Annotated in this window: 16 protein-coding genes and 1 pseudogene; 11 read left to right on the top strand and 6 right to left on the bottom strand. The window is 62.6% G+C overall.

The features are described from left to right. Positions 1-26 precede the first annotated feature (26 nt). The 3 genes and pseudogenes from AWB83_RS03120 to AWB83_RS03110 all read right to left on the bottom strand — a co-directional run. Positions 27-599, bottom strand: coding sequence for a DUF1993 domain-containing protein (locus AWB83_RS03120; protein ID WP_087042863.1), 573 nt, complete (start codon positions 597-599; stop codon positions 27-29). 66 nt (positions 600-665) lie between these two features. After that, positions 666-2,171, bottom strand: coding sequence for a pyrrolo-quinoline quinone (locus AWB83_RS03115; protein WP_244197545.1), 1,506 nt, complete (start codon positions 2,169-2,171; stop codon positions 666-668). Between the two features lie 521 nt (positions 2,172-2,692). Continuing rightward, positions 2,693-2,854: pseudogene (locus AWB83_RS03110) on the bottom strand (DHA2 family efflux MFS transporter permease subunit); the annotation flags it as partial. A gap of 230 nt (positions 2,855-3,084) precedes the next feature. Here AWB83_RS03110 and AWB83_RS03105 point away from each other — a divergent pair. The 7 genes from AWB83_RS03105 to AWB83_RS03075 all read left to right on the top strand — a co-directional run bounded on the left by AWB83_RS03105 (position 3,085) and on the right by AWB83_RS03075 (position 8,261). Beyond that, positions 3,085-3,408 carry an ArsR/SmtB family transcription factor gene (locus AWB83_RS03105; protein WP_087042777.1) on the top strand — a complete coding sequence of 108 codons (324 nt, stop codon included), beginning with the start codon at positions 3,085-3,087 and terminating at the stop codon, positions 3,406-3,408. Between the two features lie 12 nt (positions 3,409-3,420). Beyond that, positions 3,421-3,903, top strand: a complete 483-nt coding sequence (locus AWB83_RS03100) for an ArsI/CadI family heavy metal resistance metalloenzyme (RefSeq protein WP_087042776.1) — start codon at positions 3,421-3,423, stop codon at positions 3,901-3,903. Between the two features lie 9 nt (positions 3,904-3,912). Next, a complete protein-coding gene (locus AWB83_RS03095; RefSeq protein ID WP_087042775.1) occupies positions 3,913-4,257 on the top strand; it encodes an arsenate reductase/protein-tyrosine-phosphatase family protein in 345 nt (114 codons plus the stop codon). 13 nt (positions 4,258-4,270) lie between these two features. Then, entirely contained in the window at positions 4,271-4,765 is a 495-nt protein-coding gene (locus AWB83_RS03090; protein ID WP_087042774.1) for an arsenate reductase ArsC, read from the top strand. Positions 4,766-4,788: 23 nt separating this feature from the next. Beyond that, the gene (gene arsB, locus AWB83_RS03085; RefSeq protein ID WP_087042773.1) at positions 4,789-5,859 is read left to right on the top strand and encodes an ACR3 family arsenite efflux transporter; all 1,071 of its coding nucleotides are present in this window, start codon (positions 4,789-4,791) and stop codon (positions 5,857-5,859) included. Positions 5,860-5,878: 19 nt separating this feature from the next. Further along, positions 5,879-6,658, top strand: a complete 780-nt coding sequence (gene arsH / locus AWB83_RS03080) for an arsenical resistance protein ArsH (RefSeq protein ID WP_374729048.1) — start codon at positions 5,879-5,881, stop codon at positions 6,656-6,658. A gap of 487 nt (positions 6,659-7,145) precedes the next feature. Continuing rightward, the gene (locus AWB83_RS03075) at positions 7,146-8,261 is read left to right on the top strand and encodes a transglutaminase-like domain-containing protein (RefSeq protein WP_087042772.1); all 1,116 of its coding nucleotides are present in this window, start codon (positions 7,146-7,148) and stop codon (positions 8,259-8,261) included. Positions 8,262-8,500: 239 nt separating this feature from the next. On the opposite strand, the gene AWB83_RS03070 is transcribed toward AWB83_RS03075, so the two are convergent. Next, positions 8,501-9,514 (bottom strand): LysR family transcriptional regulator, encoded by a 1,014-nt coding sequence (locus AWB83_RS03070; RefSeq protein ID WP_087042771.1) that lies wholly within the window; start codon positions 9,512-9,514, stop codon positions 8,501-8,503. A 106-nt stretch (positions 9,515-9,620) separates the two neighbouring features. Here AWB83_RS03070 and AWB83_RS03065 point away from each other — a divergent pair, with 106 nt between their 5' ends. From AWB83_RS03065 to AWB83_RS03055, 3 genes are all read left to right on the top strand, one after another. Then, positions 9,621-10,355, top strand: coding sequence for an SDR family NAD(P)-dependent oxidoreductase (locus AWB83_RS03065; protein ID WP_087042861.1), 735 nt, complete (start codon positions 9,621-9,623; stop codon positions 10,353-10,355). A 72-nt stretch (positions 10,356-10,427) separates the two neighbouring features. After that, on the top strand, positions 10,428-11,027 hold the full coding sequence (locus AWB83_RS03060; RefSeq protein ID WP_087042770.1) for an NADPH-dependent F420 reductase: 600 nt from the start codon (positions 10,428-10,430) through the stop codon (positions 11,025-11,027). A gap of 211 nt (positions 11,028-11,238) precedes the next feature. Then, a complete protein-coding gene (locus AWB83_RS03055; protein WP_087042769.1) occupies positions 11,239-11,655 on the top strand; it encodes a nuclear transport factor 2 family protein in 417 nt (138 codons plus the stop codon). 183 nt (positions 11,656-11,838) lie between these two features. Here AWB83_RS03055 and AWB83_RS03050 read toward each other — a convergent pair whose 3' ends face one another. Continuing rightward, entirely contained in the window at positions 11,839-12,723 is an 885-nt protein-coding gene (locus AWB83_RS03050; RefSeq protein ID WP_087042768.1) for a LysR family transcriptional regulator, read from the bottom strand. A gap of 123 nt (positions 12,724-12,846) precedes the next feature. Between AWB83_RS03050 and argC the strand changes: the two genes are divergently transcribed. Continuing rightward, entirely contained in the window at positions 12,847-13,776 is a 930-nt protein-coding gene (argC, locus tag AWB83_RS03045; RefSeq protein WP_087042767.1) for an N-acetyl-gamma-glutamyl-phosphate reductase, read from the top strand. A 445-nt stretch (positions 13,777-14,221) separates the two neighbouring features. Here argC and AWB83_RS03040 read toward each other — a convergent pair whose 3' ends face one another. Beyond that, a complete protein-coding gene (locus tag AWB83_RS03040) occupies positions 14,222-14,707 on the bottom strand; it encodes an aminoacyl-tRNA deacylase (RefSeq protein WP_087042766.1) in 486 nt (161 codons plus the stop codon). Positions 14,708-14,779: the final 72 nt, after the last annotated feature.

The following is a 14,779-nucleotide window of genomic DNA, read 5'->3' as shown; positions in this document are numbered from 1 at the left end:
CACGCCTGCAACGGGCGTGCGGCGTTTCAGTCCTGCGGCAGCGTGCCGGGCCGGATATACGCGAACATGTGCGAGACGTAGTCCGGTTTGCCGAGCGGCACGCCGTGATGGCGCAGAATCGCGTACGCCGTCACGGCGTGAAAATAGAACTGCGGCAACGACCAGTCGCGCGCGTATTGCTCGCCGGTCATATCGAAGACGATGCCGTTCGGCAGATCGAGCGCGATCTGCAAGTCATTCCCGGCATCGAGCGCATCCGGCGCGAGGCCGGAGAGAAACGCGATCGCATCCGCGATACGCGATCGAGCATCGGCCAACGAGCCGGGTTGCTCATTCGACTTCCATCCTTCCTGCCGCACGTTCAGCAACGCCTGCGGCACTTCTTCTCCACGCAAACGATACGCGGACTCCTGCGCCTGAAAGCAGACGAAGCGCACTTGTGCCGCGAGCGGATACATGTCCGGCGCGAGGCGCAGGGTCACGAGCGCTTCGGGATCCGCGCCCTGTTCCCTGTCATGCGCGGCGGCCTTGTCGAGCCAAGCCGACAGGCTCTTCAGCGTCTGTACGAAAGTCGGAACGAGAAGACGGGTCAGTTGCATGAAGCGCTCCACAGGTTGAGGTACCGCGATCTTATATCGATGCAGCCTCAACCTGCATGGATCGCATCAGCCGCCGCGCAAGCCGAACACCGCGACGCCCGTCTTCGTGCCCACATAGACCTTGCCGTTCGCGATCATCGGCGAGATGAACTTGTTGCCCGGACCGAACTGGTCGCGCGCGCCCGACTGACTGCTGTTGTAGAGCTCGTTGGCGAGATTGCCGGCGTCGTAGGCGTGCAGTACCGCTGTCGTGCCGTTCTCGGCCGCCCACACGATGCCGTTCGCGCTGCCGTTGGCGGAGATGACGGGCGCGACGCCCGGAAAGCCCCAGCTCTGCGAGCTCTGGCTCGATGCGGTCGTCGCGAACACCGCGTTGGTGATCGGCAGCGCCTTGAGATGATCGCCCGCCGGACCGACGTACACCGTGTTGTTGTAATACGCGGGCGCGCTGAACATGGGGCCGAAGATCGTCGAGAAGAGCTCCTGATAGATGTGATCGCCGTTCGAATCGAAGTTGCCCATGGAATCGCGATTCACGATGAAGAGCGCGCGCGTCTTGCCGCCGCCCATCGCGAGATGCCTGACGTTGCCGTTGATGTCGACGAGATCGGGCAGCACCAGCACGCCGCCCGAGCCGAGATCGAGGTCCGCGTTCGATTGCTGCACCGTGTCCGACGGCTCGAAGTAATCGGCCACGTGGAGCGTGGGAGTCGGGCTGACCTTCAGGAAGCCATTGCCGAAATCGCCCTTGTTGGGCATGTCCTGCGCGTTGGTCGTCGGGTCGAAGGTGCCGTTGCCGTCGAGGAAATAGATCGACGTGCCATCGGATGCGAGCCCCGCGCCGCTCATCCAGATGCCGCCCATCTCGCCGTTCGGCGTGACGTTGAGGACGCCCGTCTGCTTGAGCGTGTCCGCGCTATGGCCGATGACCCAGCCGGTGTACGGCGGCGTATCGCAGTGCGAGCTCCAGCCCGTATAGATGACGCCGTTCAGCAGCAGCAGCGATGCGCGCTCGACATACTGGCCGGGCGTGAACGGCACGACGCCGTTCACGCTGCCCGACCCGGTGCCGGGATACGAGCCCGTGATCTCGGCGGGACCGTTGAAGAGCTCGGCGCCCGTGGTGATGTCCAGCGCATGAAGGCGTTGATGATAGCCGCCGCCGCTGTCGCGCGACATGCCGACCATATAGATCGTGCCATTCGGCCCACGCGAGCGGTCGATGACGGGCGTCGCCGTGATGCCGATGGTCGGCGAGATCTGGTTGCAGCCGCGGTCGTCGCTTGGCGTCTCGCCCGTGGGCACCGTGGAGACGCGCCAGAGTACCGTGCCGGTGTCCGCATCGAAGGCATACGCGCTCGCGTTCTCCGTCACGACGTAAAGCACGTTATGCGTTCCGCCCGCTATCGGCACGTTCGCGAGGAAGAGCGGTTGAGCATCGACGGCGCCATCAACGGAATAGAAGCCCAGCCTGCCGAATGTGGAGGCGTTGACGTTCGCGAGCGTGAGTCTGGTTTCCGCGAGTTGCTGGCCGGTGCGACGGATGTCGTTGTGATAGGTGGTCACGTCCATCGGATTGGATGCCGATGGCGGATTCCTCGCGGGCGTACTGGCGCCCGATGGCGCGCTCGCGCCGCTCGGCGAGGATGCCGTCGATGGACTCGACGCCGCGGCCGGTGGACTCGATGCCGGTGCCGCTGGGCTCGAAGCAGCCACTGGGCTCGATGCGGTGGAAGCATCCGACGCGGCCGACGGGCTTGACGGCCCGGACGATGGACTCGACGCCGGCGCAGCGCCCTGGGTAGTCGAGCCGGGGTCCGAGCCCGAACCGCCGCCGCTGCAGCCGGCGACCAGCGCTGCGAAAGCGAGTGCAATCACGCCAACCGTCACGTGCCCTTTCATCTGCGGATCTCCCGAATTCGAGGGGCCAGGCCGATGCTCTCGCGATTATTGTCTGCGACGGCGCCAGCAAATGAAAATGGTCGGACGATGGCTAGGATTTGGCGGAATGATTAGCCAGGTTTCTGCATGCGTATGATGATTGACGAACCGGGCGCGCCGGCTTTTGCGATGGAATCAGCGGGCCGGCCACCGCCTTCGTAGACGGAGACGCCGAGATTGCCCGCGATGGTCGGAATCGCGACCTTGGCGATCGACGAGTCGAGCACGTTCATGAAGGTAGCGAGCGCGACGGCGAGTGTCGCAAGAACGAGCTTCCCGCCTTGCAGCGGCGCGGGTTGCGTGGCCGGATTCATTGCATCACCTGTTCGGTCTATGACTGACATGTCAGATAATTGGACGAGAGAAAGCGCGCGTCAGTCTGCCGACCGCGAGGCCCGCGCGGTACTCCGTGAGCGCGAGTTGCTGCGCCCGGTGCGCGCCGTCTTCCGCGGCGCCTGCATCGACGAGTCGCGCATCGGTCGGTGCGGGTCACCGGCATTCACACTCACTTGCCTCGCGTCATCATTTCTACTATATTGGAAATATGGAAGAGAACGATGTCATCCGCGCCCTTGCGGCGCTTGCTCACGGGCTTCGCCTGCGTGTGTTCCGGATGCTGGTCGTGGCCGGTCCCGCAGGGCTGACGCCGGGCGCCATCGCCGAGCAACTCGATATTCCCAACGCGACGCTGTCCTTTCATCTGAAAGAGCTGATGCACGCGGGCCTGATCACGCAGGAGCGCGATGGGCGCAGCCTGATCTATCGGACCGCCTTCGAGCAGATGAATGCGCTCCTGGGCTTTCTGACCGAAAACTGCTGCCAGGGCCAGGCTTGCCTTGAGCCGGGCGCGGACTCATGCAAATGCTGACGGAGAACCTTCATGAAGCGGTTTCACATCCATGTCCACGTTGACGATCTTGCAGTCAGTGTCGCGTTCTATACGAAGCTGTTCGCCGCGGAACCGGCGCGCGTCGAAGCAGATTACGCGAAATGGATGCTGGACGATCCTCGCGTGAATTTTGCGATTTCGACGCGTGGCACGAAGGTCGGTGTGGACCACCTGGGCTTCCAGGTGGAGGACGCAGGGGAGCTGGCCGAGCTCTCGGAGAGGGCGAAGGCCGCGGACATGGCCCTGCTCGATCAGGGCGAAACCACGTGCTGCTATGCGCGCAGCGACAAGCACTGGATTGTCGATCCACAGGGCATCGCCTGGGAACATTTCCATACGCTCGACAGCGCGTTGGTCTATGGCGAAAGCCGGCAGGAATCGCCGTCGACAGCGGCATCGGCATCGGCTTGCTGCGCTCCGCGTGGCAAACCCGTCGGTGTTCCTGTGAAACCCGTCGGTTCGGCTTGCTGCTGAAAGCACGTCATGGCTGACAGAATCTACAACGTCCTGTTCATCTGTACGGGTAATTCGGCTCGATTCATCCTGGGCGAAGGCTTGATGAATCAATCGGGTCGTGGCCGCTTCAAGGCGTATTCCGCAGGCAGTCACCCCAAGGGCGGGTCAATCCCTACGGCTGCAAGCGCTGCAGAAATTCGGTATCTAGCCGATCCCGCTTCGGTCAAACGCAATGAGGAGCGCAAGCAGCAGGCGATCCGGGACGCCGCTGTTACATTGAAGCGCCTGATCGAACTATTCCTCTCGCTGCCTCTCGAGAAACTGGACGCCGCGGCCGTGAACAAGGCCGCCCACGATATCGGCAAGCAATAAGGCACCTTCCGCCATGACCACGAACGTACTCATCCTGTGCACTCACAATTCCGCCCGGAGTGTGCTAGCCGAGGGCATGCTGAACCATTGGGCCCGGAAGCTCCGCAAGGACGTCCGCGCGTACAGCGCAGGCAGTGCCCCGAGCGGTCGCATCAATCCGTTCGCCCTCGAAGCGCTGACGAACGCGGGTCTCGATAAGGAAAGCTATCGCAGCAAGAGCTGGGATGAATTCGCGAATGACGGCGCTCCGCAAATGCGCATCGTCATCACGGTCTGCGACAGCGCGGCTGCCGAACAATGTCCGCTTTGGCCAGGTAGCCCGGTCAAGGTCCACTGGGGCTATGCCGACCCGTCGAACGCGCCAGGCGGCGATGAAGGCAAGCGGCAGGCGTTCGAACTCACACGCCAGGCGATCGGCTATCGCATGCTGCAGTTGCTTGAACTTCCGCTGGACCGTCTGAGTGATGCCGGGCTTCAGCAAGCGCTGAACGACATCCAGCAAAGCTGAACCCTTCTCCGCCGAGTCGTCCCATGAACACCCCCAATGTTGCCGCTTCGAGAAGCACCGCTTCGAAACCGGCCATCAGCTTCTTCGAGCGATACCTGACCGTCTGGGTTGCACTGTGCATCGTCGCCGGCATCGTGCTCGGCCAGATTCTGCCAGGCGTCTTCCAGACGATCGGCCGGATGGAATACGCCCAGGTCAATCTCCCGGTCGGCCTGCTGATCTGGGTGATGATCATCCCGATGCTCGTCAAGGTCGACTTCGGCTCCTTGCATGAAGTCCGTCAGCACATCAAGGGGATCGGCGTTACGCTCGTTGTGAACTGGCTGGTGAAGCCGTTCTCGATGGCGTTGCTTGCCTGGATTTTCATCAAGCACCTCTTCGCGCCGATGCTGCCTGCCGCGCAGCTCGACAGCTACGTCGCGGGCCTCATCCTGCTGGCTGCTGCGCCGTGCACGGCGATGGTGTTCGTCTGGAGCCGGCTGACCGGCGGCGATCCGCTGTTCACGCTGTCGCAGGTGGCCCTGAACGACAGCATCATGGTGGTCGCCTTCGCGCCGCTCGTTGGCCTGCTGCTCGGCATCTCCGCGATTACGGTGCCCTGGGCGACACTGCTCACCTCCGTTGCGCTCTATATCGTGATCCCGGTGGTCCTCGCACAGATCCTGCGCAAGTTGCTGCTCGCCAGGGGACAGGCGTCATTCGATGCAGCGTTGGCGAAGATCGGCCCCTGGTCCATTACCGCCCTGCTCGCGACGCTGGTGCTGCTGTTCGCGTTCCAGGGCGAGGCCATCCTGAAGCAGCCGCTGGTCATTGTCCTGCTGGCCATCCCGATCCTGATCCAGGTGTTCTTCAACTCGGCCCTTGCGTACTGGCTCAATCGCGCGGTCGGCGAAACGCACAATGTCGCCTGCCCATCGGCGCTGATCGGCGCATCGAACTTCTTCGAACTGGCTGTCGCCACCGCGATCGGCCTGTTCGGTTTCAACTCAGGTGCCGCGCTTGCGACGGTCGTGGGCGTGCTGATCGAGGTGCCGGTCATGCTGCTGGTGGTGCGCATCGTCAATCGTTCGAAAGACTGGTACGAATGCGCCTGAGGAATACGGAAAAAACAACATGAGCGACGTCATCATCGATCACAACCCGGACTGCGGGACCTCGCGAAGGGCAAGCGTGTCCGATCTCACGACTGAACTGCCGCAAGTCGACCCGGCGCTGCTCCGCGTTCCCGACCTGGCCCGCCTGCAGCCTGCGAAAGCGTCGCCGCATCCGCCGCGTATCCTGCTTCTTTATGGTTCGCTGAGAGCGCGCTCCTTCAGCCGCTTGCTGACCGAAGAAGCCGCGCGCCTCCTCACGGCCATGGGCGCCGAAGTCCGCACGTTCAACCCGAGCGGCCTGCCGCTGCCGGACGATGCGCCGGACAGCCATCCCAAGGTCGCCGAGCTGCGGGATCTGGTGCTGTGGTCGGAAGGCATGGTCTGGTGCTCGCCGGAGCGGCACGGCGCGATGACCGGCATCATGAAGTCGCAGATCGACTGGATTCCACTTTCGGTCGGCGCGCTCCGGCCAACCCAGGGGAAGACGCTTGCCGTGATGCAGGTGAGCGGCGGCTCGCAGTCGTTCAATGCGGTCAACCAGATGCGCGTGCTCGGCCGCTGGATGCGGATGCTGACCATCCCCAACCAGTCGTCGGTGGCCAAGGCGTTCATGGAATTCGACGAAGCCGGCCGCATGAAGCCGTCAGCCTATTTCGACCGTGTCGTGGACGTGATGGAGGAACTGGTCAAGTTCACGTTGCTGACCCGTGACATTGGTCCCTATCTGGTCGATCGGTACAGCGAACGAAAGGAAAGTGCCGAGGAACTGACCAAGCGCGTGAACCAGGCCAGTATCTGACCCATGCCAGCTTCTGCTCCATTGGCGCCGTAGCGTAGCGCCCGGCCGAAACCGACCTCGCATCCGCCCTTCGGCCTTGCGCGACATCATGGCTGCTTCCGCAGTGCTTCGAACGTCCGTTGATGAGTCGCGCCGCAAAGGTTTGTCGACACGAACGGAGTCGATGCGATTATCCATCTCGGCAGACCATGGAGTTCAAGGTTCCGGAGGAGACACGGCCTTCGACTTCCGTCAACTCGATGTGTCCGGACAACGCCAACAGGAAACGCGTATCTGTTGGTCGACCGGCGTCACCAGGCAATTGCAGCACGCGCGCCGCAAGGACAATTTCGCGCTTAATCAATGGTGTAGAGCGACAGGACAAATTGGCACGTCGCATGCAATGTTGGTTTAGAGCCGGCGTTGCGCCGAATACCGTAAAACGGCATCAGCAGGCTTCGAAACACCGGACGCATCGGCGCCCGGTGTGGCTTTCAGGAGTCTACATATGCCGCTCGCTCGACTGCTCCTCTGCTTTCTCCAGTGCTCGTTCGTGGCCGCGGTGCTTTGTCCCGCCGCCGCGGGCGCCGCGAACCTGCCGACCGCATCGCAACGCTATGAAGCCGGCGCGCGTGACTCGGGTCCTGGCGATCCCGCCACACCGCACGCGCTGAAAGCTGGCATCGAGCGCCTGCGCACCGGCACGTGGTGGGAAGCCAACCGCAAGATCCGCCCGGAACTCGCGCAAGTCGGCGACTTGATGTTTCTCTTGCCGCTCGCCGACAGGAAGCTCGAACCATCGTCGGATGCGATCGGCCGCGTGCAGCGCCTGCGCGAAGCGCTGCGCAGCCACCTGACGCGCGAACCCGCCGGCTGGACCCGCCTCGTTGCGCAGGTGCGGGCAGAGCGCGTGAAGGCCGGCGATCTGTCAGCCGTGCTGCTCGCCGACGCGCTCGTCAACGAGGTCCGCTACCGTGACGGAACCGACGGCAGCTACTACGCGCCGGCACGGTTCTTTGCTGAAAGCGGCGTGTGCAAGGATTTTGCCGTCGCCAAATACCTGCTGCTGCGCGACGCGGGTTTCGACATCGCCCGGCTGCGGCTCGTGTCGCTCGCGCCGCGCTACCACAACACGCCGGACGACTGGCACGTCCTCCTCGTCGTGCAGATCGACGGCGCGAGCGAACCGCTCGCACTCGATTCACCGAGCGCGCCGACCGCGAAGCGCGCCGACGATACGGCCAACGAAGCATCGGCTTCGAGCGGTCCGTCCGCGCTGCTCGGCGCGATCCTCGCCGGCCGCAAGCCTGCCGACGCAGTGCTGCGCGCGCCCGCGGGACCGCTTGCCGCGCCGCTCAGCCGGTCGGGTCAGGCGCGGCGGCCGCTTGCGACAGTCTTTAACGAACACGGCAGCCGGTCGTTCGAACGCGCTGCGCCGGACGCGCTACGTCGCGCGTCAGCGGCAGGACGAAGCGCGAGCGCGACATATGTCGACGAAATGGGCGAGCCGTGGAAAGTCGACAGCTCCGGGACGTTTCCGAAGTGGCGCGTCGCCGCTGACCAGGCAGACGCGCCGGCGAAGCCGGGTCCGGCGGCAAGACTGATACGCGTGGCGGCACGCTGACTGAGTCGTGGATGGCGCGCTCCCGACGCCGCCGCGATCAAAAGGTCTTCCACGCGATCAATCCGCAGGACGGGGAGCATCCGGGCGAGACGAGCAGTTGATTCGTGAGTACATCGATCGGTGCAACGATCGCTCGTGACTCACAGATGGAGACAGGTGGCCGGCCTTCGCTGGTTGCGAAGTCACGCTCACGCCCCGTTGCAGCCACTGAAGATTCCAGAAAGCAGACTGCTGTTTATCTACTTTGCGGACATCCGTCGAGGAGCGGCAGGCCGTACTGACTGCTGCTCACTCGTGGCGGGCCTTCGGGCTTTTTTCACTTTGCGTGAGACGGAGCGCTGGCTGGCACCCTTTGGCAAGCGCTGAGCATTGCCAAGGAACTCGACCAGCCGTGTCTCGCATTCGGAAAACGAGTACCCGCGCCGCTGCGAGATCATAAAGGTGAGGGGGCGCATGTGCCATGCGCGCCGTTGGAGTTCGACAAGTGTTCCATTCGCGAGATCTTCCGCAACCAGATGATGCGGCATGTGCCCCCAGCACAAGCTTCCCCTGAGCAGATCGTGCTTCGCGCCGAGGTCATTCACCCGCCACTGGCGTTCACTGGCCACCCCCTGTTGTGTTTTTTCCGCATCGGGCTGATTGTCGGTTACGACGAGCTGGATGTGCCGGCCAAATTCCTCCCGCTGGATCGGCCCTGCGATTGCGGCCAGCGGATGCGATGGCGCACAGACGGTCACCATTTGCGCTTCACATAAATGCTGCCTTTCTATGGTAGCCGGGCTCAGCTCCGGCACGTCCGTGATCGTCACGGCCAATGCGCACGTGCCTTCGAGAACCAAACGCTCGCCGCCTTGCATGGTCGTCATGCGCAGATTGATTGCAACCGTTGGAAAGTCCGCCTGCAGGGTGCGCAGGCATTCAATCAGGTGGGCACGCGGAAAATAGGTATCCACGGCAATCGAGGCCTGCGGGACCCCGGCTTCAGCAATCGAAACCGCGCGCATCTTCATTTCCTCGGTACGTGAGATCACCCCACGAGCATCAGGCAGGAGGCTGCGGCCCGCGGCCGTCAGCGTCGCTTTGCGGGTGTTGCGCTCGAACAGCACCACATCAAAGGCACTCTCGAGCGCGTTGATCGCGTGACTGATCGCCGACTGTGCACGCCTCAGTTCCCGTGCAGCCCCGGAAAAGCTTCCCTGGTCACACACGGCGACGAAGGCCCGAAGTTGATTGATAGTGACGTTGTCGAGCATAAGTATCTAAAGAGTAGATGGTACTTATAGATATTCAGTCAATTGGCTTCATGGATCAAGAGCCCCAGAATCGTGTTTGTCGCTTTTGCTTCGAAGGATGCATGACATGAACAGACTGAATGGAAAGACCGCCGTGATCACCGGTGGCGCTACCGGCATCGGCCGCGCCGCAGCAAAGCGCTTCATCGAGGAGGGCGCCTTCGTCTTCATCTTCGGCCGCCGGCAGGAAGCGCTCGACGCCGCTGTGGCCGACCTCGGGCCCAATGCCCGCGCGGTAAAGGGCTCAGTCTCCGATCTGGCCGACCTCGACCGACTCTACGCGGCGGTAAAGGCCGAGCGCGGAACCCTCGACATCGTCTTCGCCAATGCCGGGGCCGGAAGCCAGCTTCCGCTCGGCAAGATCACCGCCGGGCACATTGACGAAATCTTCGACACCAATGTGAAGGGTTCGATCTTCACGGTCCAGAAAGCGCTGCCGCTGATGGGCGTGGGCGGTTCGATCATCCTGACCGGATCGAGCGCCGGCACCACGGGCGCCCCGGCATTCAGCGCCTACAGCGCGAGCAAGGCCGCAGTGCGCAACCTCGCGCGGACCTGGGCGGAGGACCTGAAGGGCACTGGCATCCGGGTAAACGTGCTGTCGCCCGGGCCGACGGCGACCGAACTCGCCGTGGAAGCGCTAGGCGAGGAAGGCATGAAGGTCTTCGCCTCGCTCAATCCGCTCAAGCGCATGGCCGATCCTGCGGAGATCGGAGCGGTGGCCGCCTTTCTCGCGTCGCAGGACAGCAGCTTCATGACCGCCAGCGAGGTCGCCGTCGACGGCGGTCTGGCGCAAATCTGACGCGCTACGCCCGGCTGGTCACTCCATTCGATATTCGGAGCCCGTAGGGCGTGGTAAACCGAAGGAGAATATATGAGCTACGCAATTATCGGCTTCGGCAAGATCGGCCAGGCTCTTGCCAAGGCGTTTGCCCGAAGCGGCATGGAAGTATCCGTTGCAACCACTCGCGACCCGGAAAGCTTTGCATCCGCTGCGGCCGCGATCGGACCCACGATCATTCCCAAAAAACTGGCGGAAGCGGTCAAGGCGGACATCGTCTTTCTGGCTGTCCGTTTCGAGTCGCACCAGGATGTCGCGAGGGCGCTGCCCACCTGGCAGGGGAAGACTATCGTCGATGTGACCAATGCCTACGGCGTGCCCCCAGAGGAACTGGGAGGGCAACCTTCTTCCAAGGCCGTCGCGCAGGCCTTCACGGGTGGAAAACTGGTTAAGGGCTTCAATCATTTGGGCGCTGCCGTCCTTGCCCAAGACCCGGCCGTACATGGTGGCAGAAGAGTCGTGTTCTTGGCGAGCGATGATGACGGCGCCGCAGCGGAGATTGGTGCGCTTGCGGAAAATCTCGGTTTCTCGCCGATCAAACTTGGCGGGCTTTCGGAAGGTGGACTGCTTGTACAGGCGCGCGGAAATAGCTGGGGTCAACTGATCTTTAAGGACTTGGTCAAGTTCGACTGATGAATCGTGATCGCAAATTTTGATGCGATCCTGCCTCGTGGACAAAGGGCAGCCACAGTTTGATTAAAGCGAGGGCGACGCCGGCAGTAACCCGGTCGCCCCGGCCTCTCGGGCCTCGTCACCCCCTGCGGCAGTTCTGGGTGCGCAGGAGACCGCCAAGGGCCTCCCCTCCGACGCGCATGTCCGATGTAAGGGAAATGGAGACATTTCGATGAGCATTGAAGAGAATGTCCAGATTGTGAAAGACTTTTTTGCAGCAATCGGCCGCGGCGATAAGCAAGGTCTGCTGGCGTTGTGTGCCGAAGATATCGAGTGGATCATTCCGGGCGAGGACTGGCCGCTGGCTGGCACGCACCACGGGCACGCGGGACTGGCGGATTTGCTTCAGACGCAATCCGAAACGATGGAAACGTCATTGACGGAGCCCCGCGAATCAGTCGCGCAGGGAGACCGGGTTCTGGTCGTCGGCTTCGCCAGGGGGAGAATCATAGCCACGAATAGGACGTTCGAGGACGATTGGGTCTTCGCCATTACCGTTCGGAATGGCAAACTGACGAACATCCGGGAGTACGTCGACACGCAAGCACTGGCGCGGGCCTCCGAGATGGACGCGCTTCCCAGGCCCTGACCCATCGAGATCGATACCGCACAAAATCGAATTCGCCGCCTGAATGTCGCAGTAGGACCGAAGGCAAATGTCTTTTGTTGGCCGACCAGAGCCGGTATGGTGAGCCGATTCGAACCCGTTCGGCGCCGCGTGCAATAAGCGTACTGTCCGGCGAGAGCGAACCGAAACGGCAACTGGCAGCGCCTACGCTAATCGTAGATCCCACAAGGCATCGAGTACGTGTTGAGTGGCACGCTCGACGTGCCCTGCACGGTGTGCAATGCCTAGTCGACGCCACAACGCCGGGCGCAGCGGACGCATGACGACGCGCCTGTCGGGTAATGGCGTCGTGGCCTCATGGGGCAAAAGCGCAGCGCCATACCCTGCCGCTACCAGACTCTTGATCGCGTCGTTGTAGTTGAGCTGAATACGCGGCGCAGGATGATGCCCCGCGGTCGCAAACCACTCCGCCGTCAGGCGCGAGAGACGCGTAGTCGCGTCATTGAGAATGAGAGGCTGAGCGGCGAGCCATTCAGGCGTTACACGGGCGGGGCACCGCCAATGCGCCGGCACGAAGGCCATCACGGGGTCGCGGCGCCAAGGCTTTATCACGAGTCCGGCCACGGGGGGCTGAGGCAGCGCGACCAGCCCGACATCCAGCGTCCCATCCGCCAATCGGGACAGCGTTTCATGCGACGTGAACACCGCAAGCTGAATATCGATTGCGGGATTGTGCCGGCGCAGCACCTCGAGCGCCTGCGGCAGCAAGTACGCGATCACGCCGGTCGACGCACCGAGCCGCACGCGCCCTTCGAGCCCCTGCACTTGGCGTTGAATATCGTCCAACGCCTGCTCCGCATCGGCCAGCAGTCGACGCGCGCGCTCCACCAGCACCTCTCCTATCGCCGACGGCCTTACCTGCCCGCGCTTCCGTGACAGAAGTGGCGCCCCAATGCGGTCCTCGAGTTCAGCGATATGGAGGCTGACCGTCGGAGGCGCCAGATTCAACGCGCGCGCCGCGTCGGCAAATGAGCCACGCTCGGTAATCGCGATCAGAGTGCGCAAGCGGTCCAGGCTGATCTCTCGCATGTCGGCGTCCAGATTCAGAAAACCTGAATGTTCAGGTTATGAAATTCAACTTTCCCTATTCTAGCGGTTCAGGGAACATGGGTGCTCGTTCTGCCCGTTACAACCACTCGGAGTATTCCGCGTATGAGCGCTCCCATTGTTTTCATCGATGGCGACCAAGGCACCACCGGACTGCAAATCCACGATCGGCTGCGCCATCGGACCGACATCACGCTGTTCACGCTTGCAGCCGCGGAACGCAAAGATGCGCGCCGTCGCGCAGAAGCCATCAACGCCTGCGACATCGCCATTCTCTGTTTGCCTGATGCCGCCGCACGCGAGGCCGTGGACGCCATCGTTAATCCTGCCGTCAGAGTCATCGACGCAAGTTCGGCCCACCGCACACAGCCGGGCTGGACATACGGCTTTCCGGAAATGACGCCCGGACAAGCTGAGCGCATCGCGAGCGCCCGTCGGGTCACCAATCCCGGCTGCTATCCGACGGGGGCAATTGGCTTGCTGCGTCCCCTGTTGCAGGCTGGGCTCATACCAGGCAACTACCCCATCAGCATTCATGCGGTGTCCGGCTACTCCGGACGCGGTCGTGCGGGCGTAGAGGAACACGAGGGGCAAGATGCCGTCAACGCGCCTTCATTCCAGGTATATGGTCTGGAACTCGCGCACAAGCACACCCCGGAAATTCAGACGCACGCCGGACTCGCGCAGCGGCCCATCTTCGTTCCTGCGTATGGTGCGTTTCGTCAGGGCATCGTGCTGACTGTGCCGCTGGAGTTGCGGCTGCTCGCACCCGACGTGGACGGCGCGAGGTTACACGCATGCCTCGCGCTTCACTATGCGGACGCGGCGCACGTGCGTGTCTTGCCGCCGCATGAAGCGGGTGTCCTGGCGCGCCTGGATCCGCAAGCGCTGAACGGTACGAACGACATGCGCTTAAGCGTATTTCCTAACGTGGAACACGGGCATGTCCTGCTGTCCGCGGTTTTCGACAATCTCGGCAAAGGCGCATCCGGCGCTGCGGTGCAGAACCTGAACCTGATGCTCACGCGGCAATAGTGGCCGATGGCTTGAGCTAACGTTCGGCAGCACCTACATGCCAACGATTGTCGCCAATCCGGTCATAACCTTCGAATGTCTGATAGTGGCCGAAAGTGATCAGCGAAACAAACGGGGCATCGGCGCCGGGACTAATCAACGCGCGAGTCGAAGCCCATCGCCCAACATCAGGGAAGCCAGTCCGGCCTGCCGCTGGATGTCGGTCTTTGCCAGTATCCGATTGAGATAGCCGCACCGTTCCAGTTCAGATGCCGCCTTGCATGGCCGCTCCGCGACATCCTCTCCTTGCCGAGCAGCGCGGGAAGCCATGCCTCGCCTCGCTGCCGTTGTTGCGTTGTTCATGCTGCAACGCAGCACTTCGAACTGGCCTCGACGCGCGCGCAGATCGCGCGGTTATTTAGCTTCGCCGCCCGCACCAGCCGTTCGCAAACGTTACTGGCGCCGGTCACACTGACATACCCTGCATGCGCCGGGCGAAACGCGCCCGCTCGGCTTGGTCCATCAGATGCAGGAATTGATCCGTGCCCATGTGAATCAGCTGTTCATGATCGCCGGCCTCGAAATAAATGTCCGGCTGCTGAGCGAGGCTCTCGTCGAGATAGGTTTGCATGCCATACGCCGTACATACCGGCGGAAGCGCTCCCGCATCGCAATCCTTGAACAACTCCCGCAGGTCGGGCTCTTTGGCCAGCATGAGATGGCGTCCGGTCCTTGTCCAAAGCTCGGACAATCGCACGGCGTAGGTCGATGGCAGCACGGCCGCCACATAGCCCTGCTCGTCCTCAAAAAGCACTGTTTTGGCGAGGCGATCGCCGGGAACATGGGCGGCCGCCGCGGATTCGGCGCTGGAATGGCTGTACGGATGACGCACGATTTCGTACTGCGAGCCCTTGCTGCGCAGGCAGTCCTGGAGTGTGGCTGACATTGACATGACGCACCTCCGCTGGAGGGACAGAAAAAGAAACTACTTCGCAAGCTTCCTTAAGAATAGTCCGCTTTCGCT

The sequence above is a fragment of the Caballeronia ptereochthonis genome, assembly GCF_001545075.1.
Lineage (GTDB): Bacteria > Pseudomonadota > Gammaproteobacteria > Burkholderiales > Burkholderiaceae > Caballeronia > Caballeronia ptereochthonis.
Note: the sequence above shows the minus strand (reverse complement) of the source record. Positions and strands in the feature narration are given on the sequence as shown.